This window comes from Pantoea sp. ACRSC (assembly GCF_022346785.1).
Classification (GTDB): domain Bacteria; phylum Pseudomonadota; class Gammaproteobacteria; order Enterobacterales; family Enterobacteriaceae; genus Pantoea; species Pantoea alvi.
Genome location: NZ_JAKRNN010000027.1, coordinates 44,749 through 55,369, shown reverse-complemented (window position 1 = coordinate 55,369; position 10,621 = coordinate 44,749). Strand labels below are relative to the sequence as shown.

Below are 10,621 nucleotides of genomic sequence, written 5' to 3'. Positions count from 1 at the left end.
TTGTAGGTGGGCCAGTTGGTGATTTTGAATTTTTGCTTTGCCACGGAACGGTCTGTGTTGTCGGGAGGATGCGTGATCTGATCCTTCAACTCAGCAAAAGTTCGATTTATTCAACAAAGCCGAATCGAGGCGAAATCGACCGCCTGGCCCTGCGCCGCTTTCGCCATCAGATCGATAAAGCCGGGATGCAGCAGCACGCCCGCGATAGCGATGGCCAGCGACATATTGGTTTTAAACTTCAGCGAGGCGGACGCGGCAACCATCACCGGCAGGAAGAAAAATGCGCCGTCGCCGATCACCGTCAGGATCGTCAGGGTCGAAGAGCCTTTCGGCAGCACGCCGCTCATCTCCAGCACCATCGCCAGCAGCTTCACCATTGAGCCGCCGATAATGGCCGGAATCAGCGGCGACATGGTGCCCACCAGCGCATCAAGAATGCCGGCGCCGATACCTCTCAGGGTAATTTTGCGCTTCACCGCCGCGCCGCCTGAGGCGGCCGGGGTGCCGAGTTCAAGGATCGCCTGATAGGCCTTGCCGACGTTGTTGCCGATAATGACCTGACACTGGGTCTCCTTGTGGACCACGCCCATTACGCCGGGCAGCGCTTTAAGCGCGGCGCTGTCGATAAGAGCGGGATCTTTCAGCACGAACCGCAGGCGGGTCATGCAGTGGGTCACTGCCTCAATATTTTGCATGCCGCCCAGCGACTGTACGATGGCGCGAGAGACTTCTGCGTAGGGATTAGGCATAGTTTTGCGTCTCTGTTGTTATGAGTAGAGTGTTTTTTACCGGCGGCCTGCTGTTGTAGGGACAGAGTGTGCGCTGATTCGCCAGAGCGGGATGATGCGCCATAGGAAACCGGTTTCACAAAAGCATGAACAGTTGCAAAATTGATAACAAGATGCAAAAAGCGGATATTTTCTAAACTGTGATTACTGTCACTTACTGGATTGATGCCTGTCGAGCGGGGTCTGAGGTTAAGTAGACTGCTCAGCTGACTGAAGGAGAAGGGAAAAATTATGGCCACCATACTTGAGGTCGCGAAACGGGCGGGCGTGTCAAAAGCCACAGTGTCCAGAGTGCTGTCGGGCAATGGCTATGTCAGTCAGGAGACGAGGGAAAAGGTGATGCAGGCGGTGACCGAAACGGAGTTCCGCCCCAATTTACTGGCGCGCAATTTGTCGGTGAAATCGACCCAGACAGTCGGGCTGGTCGTGACCAATACCCTCTACAGCGGCAACTACTTTTCCGAGCTGATGTCGCACTCCGCGCGCATGCTGGAGCAGCAGGGCCGCCAGCTTATTCTGGCGGACGGCAAGCACAGCGCGGCGCAGGAGCGGGCGGCGATCGATTTTCTGCTCGACCTGCGCTGTGACGGCATTATCATCTACCCGCGCTTTCTCAGCGTTGACGAAATGGATGAGATTATCGCGCAGCATAAGCAGCCGGTGCTGGTGGTGAACCGACGCCTGCGCCAGCACCACAGCTTCTGCATCTACGCCGACCAGAAGCGGATCAGCGCGATGGCGGTGAAAGCGCTTATCGATCTCGGGCATCGGGATATCGGCTTTATCACCGGCTCGCTTGATTCCCCGACCGGCCTTGAGCGCCTCGCCGGCTATAAAGCGGCGCTGGAGGAGAGCGCTATTCCGCTGCGCGCGGCGCTTATCGTGCAGGGCAACTGGCATGCAGAGAGCGGGGCGCAGGCAGCGGCTGCCTTGCTCGCCAGCGGCTGCCCCTTTAGCGCGCTGGTAGCCAGCAACGATGAGATGGCGATTGGTGCCATCAGAGCGCTGACCACGGCAGAGATAGCGGTGCCGAAGCAGGTGTCGGTGCTGGGCTTTGACGATATCCCGCTGGCACCTTTTACCGTTCCCGCGCTCTCCAGCGTTAAAATCCCCGTCACGGAAATGATCCAGGAGGCGATCGCGCGCCTGCTGGCGATGCTCGACGGCGGCTCGTGGCAGGACGCCGAGGCGTTCGCCGCCAGCCTGTCGCTGCGCGAATCGGTGGCGCCCGGCCCGTTTTCGCGCTAGCTGACGCTGGTGGTTAGCCAGCTTTTCAGCTCTGCCAGCTCCTCATGCTGTGCGGGAAAGGCCACTTGCAGCCGCGCGACCGCAGCGGCGAGCGCGTCGGGACGATAGTCGACGCCCTGCAGCTGCGTCGCCAGCATCTCCAGCGGCGCGGGATTGAGGCTGTCGCTAAAGATCTGGCAGCGTCTAATTACGCCGCGCTCGACGTCGAAATGGATCTCCACGCCGCCCCAGGCGAAACGGGTATCAAGCAGGTGAGAGAAGTCGGGTGAGTGGCCAAAGTTCCACTCCCAGCTGCTCTGGCGTGCAAACTGCTCGGCAAAGCCAGGGAGATCGGGCAGTGCCTCTGGCGAGATGCGTTCCGGCTGGCAGCGCGCCTGGTAGTAATCAAAAAAGGATTCTGTGACAGCGTCACAAATTGCCGCGTAGTTTATCTCCGGCGCAATCTCCGTTAAATTCGCCACGCGTGAACGCACGGAGGTAATGCCTTTGGTATGCAGCTTTTTGATGTCCGGGTTGAGATAATCCGCCAGCCGCGATAGATCAGAATTGATTAAAAAAGTACCATGATGGAAGCCGCGATCGGGAGTTTCATGATAGGCGGAGCCGGATATTTTGCGACTTTCCTCGCCGCGCCTGACCACCAGATCGTTGCGCCCGGACGCCTCGGCCTCAATCCCCAGCGCGCTCAGCGCACGTAAAATAATGCCGGTCGAAACGCTCTTGTCATACTCCGGCTTGCCCGCCATAAAGGTAAAACAGCAGTTGCCGAGATCGTGAAATACCGCGCCGCCGCTGCTGCGGCGCGCCAACTTAATGCCGTCCTGCGCCATACGCCGCGTATTGCACTCTTTCCAGGGATTTTGTGCCCGGCCGATTACCACGGTTTCGGCATTGCGCCACAGAAACAGCACCTTCTGCGTGGCGGGCATCTGCCGGTAAATGCAGGTCTCGACGGCGAGGTTAAACCAGGGATCGTTTGATTCTGAAAGCAGCAGGCGCAGCGTGGTCATCTCTTCTCCAGAGGCAGTAAGCAAAGCAGGCATTCATTTTAACGCGCTTCGACGTCGCCAGCATGATGGCGCGTGCTCTGATTAAAGCGGCTTAAGGTTTCCCTAAAGTTAATGCAGCATGCTGTCCGCTCCTGTTAACAGATGGACTGCAAGCATGTTTTTCCCGCTCAATAAAAGACCGACGCTGAATCGGCTCTCTTTTTTATTGCTGTTTTCGATTTATATCGCGGTATTTCTTAACCTGGCCTTTTACCGCCAGGTCATCGCTGCCATGCCGCTGGACAGCGTGCGCAACTGGCTGGTCTTTCTCTCGATGCCGCTGGTGGCGATTTCAGTAATTAATATCGTTGCGACCATCGCCTCTTTTATCTGGCTCGATCGCCTGATTATCGCGCTGTTTATTCTGGTCTCCGCCGCTGCGCAATATTTCATCTGGAATTACGGGGTGATTATTGATCGGTCGATGCTGGTCAATATCCTCGATACCACGCCGTCCGAGAGCTTTGCGCTGTTGACGCCGCAGCTGGTGGCGACGCTGCTGCTTTCCGGCGTGGTAATGGCGGGAGTGGCGTTCTGGGTGCGGGTTCGTCCCACCAGCCCCTTCTGGAAAAGCGCGGTTTATCGCATTGTTAGCGTGGCGGCGTCGGTGATCTGCATTCTGCTGGTGGCCTCGCTGTTCTACAAAGATTACGCTTCGCTGTTCCGCAATCAGAAAGAGCTGGTGAAGTCGCTCAGCCCGTCAAACGCTATTACCGCCACGCTCTCCTGGTATAAGCACAACCGGGATTTAAATCTGCCGCTGGTGAAAATCGGTGAAGATGCACGCCTGCAGCCGGCGATGCAGACGGGCAAAAAGAATCTGACTATTTTAATCGTCGGCGAAACGTCGCGCGCGGCCAACTTTTCCCTGTCGGGCTACGAGCGCGAGACCAACCCGCTGCTGAAGAACGATAACATCACCTATTTTCCGCATACCGCCTCCTGCGGCACGGCGACGGCGGTGTCGGTTCCCTGCATGTTTTCCGGTATGCCGCGCGTTCACTACGATGACGCGCTCGCCGGGCATCAGGAGGGACTGCTGGATGTGATTCAGCGCGCCGGCATTAAGGTGCTGTGGAATGATAACGACGGCGGCTGTAAGGGCGCCTGCGACCGCGTGCCGCATCAGGATCTCTCCAGCCTCAATCTGGCGGGGATGTGCATTAAGGGCGAATGCTACGACGAGGTGCTGTTTCACGGGCTGGAGGATTATATTCAACAGCTACGGGGCAACGGCGTGATCGTGCTGCATACCATCGGCAGCCACGGCCCGACTTACTATAATCGCTATCCGCCCCAGTTCCGTCGCTTTACGCCAACCTGCGACACCAACCAGATTCAGGACTGTTCGCAGCAGCAGCTGGTGAATACCTATGACAACACCCTGCTGTACGTCGATTTTATCGTCGACAAGGCGATTAAGCTGCTGCAGGCGCATCAGGACAGATTCACTACCAGCCTGGTCTATCTCTCCGATCATGGCGAATCGCTGGGCGAGAACGGCACCTACCTGCACGGCATGCCCTACGCTATCGCACCGGAGGTACAGAAACATGTGCCGATGCTGATCTGGCTGTCGCCGGACTACCAGCAACGCTATGGCGTCAACAAGCGTTGTCTCGACAAGCTGGCGGCGCAGGATAACTTCTCGCAGGATAATCTCTTCTCTACCATGCTGGGGCTAACCGGCACGGCGACAAAGGTCTATAAAGCGGAAGATGATATTCTGACCTCCTGCCGTAAAAGCTAACCGAGAAGCCCTGCCAGCGCAGGGCTTTTTTTTACTGGCGGCTGAGCGTCGCGCCGCGGCTGCAAATCACATCACGATACCAGTAGAAGCTCTTTTTACGGCTGCGCTTCAGGGTGCCGGAGCCGTCCTGATGGCGATCCACATAGATAAAGCCATAGCGTTTGGTCATCTCCGCCTTTGATGCGCTCACCAGATCGATGGGGCCCCAGTAGGTGTAGCCCATAACCTCTACGCCATCATTAATCGCCTCCCACACCTGCACCAGATGATCGTTGACGTAGCGGATGCGGTAGTCGTCGTGGATCTGGCCGTCGGCATCGGGTTTATCCTGCGCGCCAAGCCCGTTCTCGACGATAAACAGCGGCTTCTGATAGCGATCCCACAGGAGATTGAGCAGGGTGCGCAGCCCGACGGGATCGATCTGCCAGCCCCATTCCGAGCTGTCGAGGTGGGGATTAGGCACCATATCGAGAATATTACCGCGCAGCTTCGCCGCCTGGCTGGCGTCGGCAGTGGCGCAGCCGGACATGTAATAGCTGAACGAGACGAAATCGACCGTATGGCTCAGCGCCTCAAAGTCTGCCGGTTCGGTGCAAAGCGTAATATTCTGTTCCCGGAAGTAGCGTTTTATGTAGCCAGGATAACGGCCGCGGCACTGCACGTCGCCGAAGAACTGCCAGCGTTGGTTTTCCTGCAGCGCGGCGAGCACGTCGTCAGGCTTACAGGTCAGCGGATAGAGCAGGCCGCCAAGCAGCATATTGCCGATGCGCGCGTCAGGGATCAGCTCGTGGCAGGCTTTCACCGCCAGGGCGCTGGCGACCAGCTGATGATGGATCGCCTGATAAATCTCCGCCTGACTCACATCACCCTGCAGACCCACGCCGGTCAGCGGCGCATGCAGCGACATATTGATTTCATTGAAGGTCAGCCATAGCTTAACCTTGCTGCGATAGCGCGCGAAAACGGTACGCGCGTAGCGTTCAAAAAAGGTGATGAGCTGACGGTTGCCCCAGCCGCCATAGTTCTGCACCAGCCCCCAGGGCATCTCATAGTGCGACAGGGTTACCAGCGGCTGGATGCCGTGACGCGCCAGTTCGTCAAACAGCTTATCGTACCAGGCCAGGCCCGCCTCATTCGGCGCCTGTTCATCACCCTGCGGAAACAGGCGCGCCCAGGCGATAGAGACGCGCAGACAGGTAAAGCCCATTTCCGCAAACAGCGAAATATCCTCGGGATAGCGGTGATAAAAATCGATAGCGATATCTTTGATGCTGGCGTCGCCGGGCTGGCGCTGCACCACCGGCCCGAGAATGCCCTCAGGCTGCATGTCAGAGGTGGTCAATCCCTTGCCGTCTTCGCGATACGCGCCTTCAGCCTGATTCGCTGCCAGCGCACCTCCCCATAAAAAGTCCTGTGGGAACTCACTCTTCATTGATGTCTCCTTTTGTTGCAGCGCTTAGTCAGCGCGCCGCGGCTGTGGTAAGCCCGCAATCACCGTCAGCAGGCAGGCAAGAATCAGGGAAAGCGCGGTGCCAGCGACAGCGCCCCAGAAGGCGTTATCGATGCCGCCTGGGGGAATGATCTGCGCCAGGGTAAAGATGCTCGCCAGCCCGATTGAATAGGCCTGGCTGTGGCTCATCGCAACAATGGCACCGCCAAGCGCGCCGCCGACGCAGCCGAAAATAAAGGGGCGACGGCAGGGCAGCGTCACGCCGTAGACGGCGGGTTCGGTAATGCCGAACACCCCTGAAATGACGCTCGATCCCGCCAGCGTTTTCAGCCGCGCATCGCGGGTTTTCAGGAAAACGCCAAGCGTGGCGCCGACCTGACCGAAGACGGCGGGCAGCAGGATAACCAGCATCGGATCGTGGCCCCACACCGCCATATTGTTCATCATGAGCGGGATCAATCCCCAGTGTACGCCGAAAATCACGCAAACCTGCCACGCCGCGCCGAGCAGCCCGCCGGCGAGCCAGGGGGCAGCCTGATTAACCAGCTGAAAGCCGTCCGCCAGCAGATGACTCAGCGCGGTCGCCAGCGGACCAATTGCCAGAAAGGTCAGGGGAACGGTCACCAGCAGGCAGATCAACGGCGTAAAGAAGGTTTTCACCACCGAGGGCATGACCTTATTACACTGGCGCTCCAGCCAGCAGCAGAACCAGGCGGAGCAGATAATGGGGATCACCGACGAGGCGTAGTTGATAAAGACAATGGGGATGCCGAAGAAAGTGGCGGTTTGCCCCGTTGTCGCTGCCTGAAAAGCGGCCACAATGGTGGGATGAACCAGGGCGCCGCCGAGAACCATCGTGACAAAAGGGTTGCCACCGAACTTTTTACCCGCGGTATAGCCGAGTGCCAGCGGCAAAAAGTAGAACGGCGCGTCAGCCGCAGCGAAGAGTATTTGCCAGGTGCCGCTGCTTTCCGTCAGCCATCCTGCCGCCTGGCAGAGGGCAAGCCCGCCTTTTAAAATCCCGCACGCCGCCATAACCCCGAGAAAGGGCGTGAATATGCCAGAGACCACATCGATAAAGGCCGCCGCCAGCGTCGGTCGTTCTTTGCCCGGCGTTGGCGAAGCGGGCTTTACGTCGTTCAGGTCCGCTTCCTGACAGAGCGCAGCGTAGACATCCCCTACATGGCTACCGATCACTACCTGAAACTGGCCGCCGCTTTCGACCACCATAATCACATCCGGATTAGCTTTCAGACTTTCCGCGTCCGCCTGCTGGCTGTCGTTAAGCTTAAAGCGCAACCGGGTCGCGCAGTGCACCAGACTGTGAATATTTGCTCTCCCGCCGACATGCCTGAGGATGTCCTGAGCGAGTGCCTGATATTTCATGTTAATACCCGCATTGGTTCAAGATGAATAAAGCGCAAAAAAAAACCTGAGAGAACTTATTACCGCATGGCGGCAGCAAGTCTCTCAGGTTTTGCCTGTTGTCAGTAACACCCCTGAAGCGAAAAGAAATTAACAGCCGGGAGAAAAAGAGTCCAGCGCATCGCGCGCAATTAACTGTGATGTCGCTCAATAAATTGAAATTAGTGCGGGCGCGGCTGCTGCTTCCGCCGAAATTAATAAAAATTTACTCAAAGCCTTAACGTGAATATCGGATTATTCCAGCGCGACAGGGTCAATTTAACTTCCCATTTACAAAGGCAGCAATTTTAAAATCAATTGCGCCTGTCTGAATGCGCTCTCACAATTAATTACTCAGTAAGCATAAAACGATTCTCTTTATCTTCTCAGATGCTACTCTCAACAGGCGTAAAAATGAGTAACTGGAACGCAATATTTTCAAAAGCCAGAATAGGGTGAAGCTGTTTTATTTAGGGGAAAGGCATGAGAATAGCGAAAATACTCAACAATAATGCCGTGATCGTGGTAAATGCGCAGCAACGGGAAGAGGTGGTAATGGGGTCAGGGCTGGCCTATAAAAAGCGTCCGGGCGAAGTACTAGACGCGACGCGCATCGAAAAAGTCTTTTGCTTGCAAAGCGATGAGCTAACCAGCCGCTTGGGCGAACTGCTGCGGCAAATTCCGCTCGAGGTGATGATCGCCTGCGATCGCATTATCGCGCAGGCAGCGCAGCAGCTGGGTGAGCTGCATGAAAGCATCTATCTGACGCTGACCGATCATTGCCACTGCGCCATTGAGCGCCACAGACAGGGGCTTAGCCTGAAAAACGCGCTGCTGTGGGATATTGCGCGTCTTTATCCGCGCGAGCTCGCGCTGGGAAAGGAGGCCTGCGCGATCCTCGCGCATCGTCTCAATATTCAACTGCCGGAAGATGAAGCGGGGTTTATTGCCCTTCACCTGGTTACAGCGCAGCTTAACCGCGCGATGCCGGAGGTAATGGAAATGACCCGCGTGATGCAGGATATACTGGATTTCGTAGAAAAGCAGCTGCAGCTAACCTATATACAGGACTCGCTAAGCTATCAGCGGTTTGTTACCCATTTGAAATTTTTTGCCCAGCGTATGCGTAGCCGCACAAGTGAACCCGCTGGAGATGACAGGCTCTGTAATACGATAAAAGCTAATTACGTTACCGCATGGCGGTGTGCAAAAGAAATAGCCAGCATGCTGCACCAAAAATACCGCTACGACCTGAAAAAAGATGAGATGATGTATTTAACTCTTCATATCGAACGAATAAGAACCTGTATGACGGCACCTGCTTAACGCGCTAAAACACGTGGCTCACACAGGTGACAACGTCACTTAAAATTCAGGTTCTGAACCAGATAGCAAGGTAGCTAATAATACTGACTGAAGCGATAAGCAGCGCCAGGTATTCGTCACGTTTAGCATTCAGGGCAGATTTCATTTTTACTCTCCTCAGCAACTGAGTAGAGTTTTACACTTTGCAGCTTAGTGAAACCTTAAGATCGGGAGAGCGCATATGCTGCGCGTCACAGAAAGGGGAATAAAGCCGGCCCTGACAGCAGGGCCGGCAGGCAAGGTTAGCGGTTGGCTTTTAGCGTGCCTTTAAGGCCATGCGGCTCCGAACGCAAGTACTGCGGCGGCGCGCTCGCCTGTGCACCCAGCTCAGCGGCGGCGTGCCACGGCCAGCGCGGATCGTAAAGCACCGCGCGCGCCAGCGCCACCAGATCGGCGGTGCCTTCCTGCAGCACCGCTTCGGCGTGTTTCGGCTCGGTAATCAGGCCCACGGCGATAACCGGGATCTTCACCTCTTTGCGAATGTCGCGCGCAAACGGCAGCTGGTAGCCCGGACCCACCGTAATTGACTGCTGAGGCGCAAGGCCGCCGCTCGACACGTGCACGTAGTCGCCGCCAGCCGCCTCAAACTGTTTGCTGAATTCAATCGACTGCGCGTTGTCCCAGCCGCCCTCTACCCAGTCGGTAGCGGAAATGCGCACGCCGACCGCGATATTATCTGAGACCGCGTCGCGCACGGCGCGGAAAATTTCCAGCGGGAAGCGCATGCGGTTTTCCAGCGAGCCGCCATATTCATCTTCACGGTGGTTGCTGAGCGGCGACAGGAACTGATGCAGCAGATAGCCGTGCGCGGCGTGCAGCTCGATAAGTTCAATCCCCAGCTTTTCAGCACGCTTCGCACTCTCAACAAACTTCTGCTTGATACGAGCGAGATCGTCGCGGCTCAGCGCCAGCGGCGGGCGGTCTTCTTCATGGAAACCTTCAGCTGAAGGCGCGACCGTTTCCCAGCCGCCGTTATCAAGCGCCAGCTGGTGGCCGCCCTCCCAGGGCGCGGCGCACGAGGCTTTGCGCCCGGCGTGACCCAGCTGGATGCCGAGCGGGATCGGCGACCAGGTGCGAATATCCTCCAGCACGGTGCGTAAGGCGGCTTCGGTTTCGTCGTCCCACAGGCCAAGGTCGCCCGGCGTGATGCGGCCAATCGCCTCAACCGCGGTGGCTTCAATAATCAGCAGGCCCGCGCCGGAGAGCGCCAGCTGGCCAAGGTGGATGCGATGCCATGAAGTGGCTTTGCCTTCATTCGCGGAATACTGACACATAGGCGCAATAACAATACGGTTTTCCAGTGCCAGCTTGCCAATATGCGTTGCGCTAAAGAGTTGACTCATGAATACCTCATTTCCTTGTAATGACTGCCTCGAAACAGAAAGTGTAATAGACGACAGGCGGATCATTGGCTTAATGCAAAAAAATAGCATAAAGCCTGACGGCAGAAGTTTACCTTTAGGGCTGTGAGCAGGGGCATCAGGCGAATAAGCGTCAGCATGGACAATAAGCAACCTGATTGCGCACAAAAGTTAAGCATTATTAAAACCGATCGCGCTACGTGAAT

7 protein-coding genes and 2 pseudogenes are annotated in these 10,621 nt (G+C 56.7%); 3 read left to right on the top strand and 6 right to left on the bottom strand.

Annotation, left to right across the window (positions count from 1 at the left end; genetic code table 11):
* On the bottom strand, window positions 1–89 hold an 89-nt coding region (locus MHZ97_RS19965; protein ID WP_239313698.1), incomplete at its 3' end, for a hypothetical protein.
* Window positions 90–122: 33 nt separating this feature from the next.
* Window positions 123–749: pseudogene (locus MHZ97_RS19960) on the bottom strand (PTS transporter subunit EIIB); the annotation flags it as partial.
* A 270-nt stretch (window positions 750–1,019) separates the two neighbouring features.
* On the opposite strand from MHZ97_RS19960, the gene MHZ97_RS19955 reads away from it, so the two are divergent.
* Window positions 1,020–2,036 carry a LacI family DNA-binding transcriptional regulator gene (locus MHZ97_RS19955; RefSeq protein ID WP_239315127.1) on the top strand — a complete coding sequence of 339 codons (1,017 nt, stop codon included), beginning with the start codon at window positions 1,020–1,022 and terminating at the stop codon, window positions 2,034–2,036.
* Here MHZ97_RS19955 and MHZ97_RS19950 read toward each other — a convergent pair.
* Window positions 2,033–3,046: a lipoate--protein ligase A gene (locus MHZ97_RS19950; protein ID WP_239315128.1), complete on the bottom strand. Its 1,014-nt coding sequence runs from the start codon at window positions 3,044–3,046 to the stop codon at window positions 2,033–2,035. The two genes, MHZ97_RS19955 and MHZ97_RS19950, sit on opposite strands and share 4 nt — an antisense overlap.
* 154 nt (window positions 3,047–3,200) lie before the next feature.
* On the opposite strand from MHZ97_RS19950, the gene eptA reads away from it, so the two are divergent.
* On the top strand, window positions 3,201–4,835 hold the full coding sequence (eptA, locus tag MHZ97_RS19945) for a phosphoethanolamine transferase EptA (protein WP_239315129.1): 1,635 nt from the start codon (window positions 3,201–3,203) through the stop codon (window positions 4,833–4,835).
* Between the two features lie 31 nt (window positions 4,836–4,866).
* Here eptA and MHZ97_RS19940 read toward each other — a convergent pair whose 3' ends face one another.
* Together MHZ97_RS19940 and MHZ97_RS19935 are read right to left on the bottom strand one after the other, a co-directional pair.
* Entirely contained in the window at window positions 4,867–6,267 is a 1,401-nt protein-coding gene (locus MHZ97_RS19940; protein WP_103796482.1) for a glycoside hydrolase family 1 protein, read from the bottom strand.
* Between the two features lie 42 nt (window positions 6,268–6,309).
* A pseudogene (locus MHZ97_RS19935) lies at window positions 6,310–7,671 on the bottom strand (PTS transporter subunit EIIC); the annotation flags it as partial.
* 501 nt (window positions 7,672–8,172) lie between these two features.
* Between MHZ97_RS19935 and licT the strand changes: the two are divergent.
* Window positions 8,173–9,015 (top strand): BglG family transcription antiterminator LicT, encoded by an 843-nt coding sequence (gene licT, locus MHZ97_RS19930; RefSeq protein ID WP_239315130.1) that lies wholly within the window; start codon window positions 8,173–8,175, stop codon window positions 9,013–9,015.
* Window positions 9,016–9,296: 281 nt separating this feature from the next.
* On the opposite strand, the gene MHZ97_RS19925 is transcribed toward licT, so the two are convergent.
* Window positions 9,297–10,397 (bottom strand): NADH:flavin oxidoreductase/NADH oxidase, encoded by a 1,101-nt coding sequence (locus MHZ97_RS19925; RefSeq protein ID WP_103796479.1) that lies wholly within the window; start codon window positions 10,395–10,397, stop codon window positions 9,297–9,299.
* Window positions 10,398–10,621 lie beyond the last annotated feature (224 nt).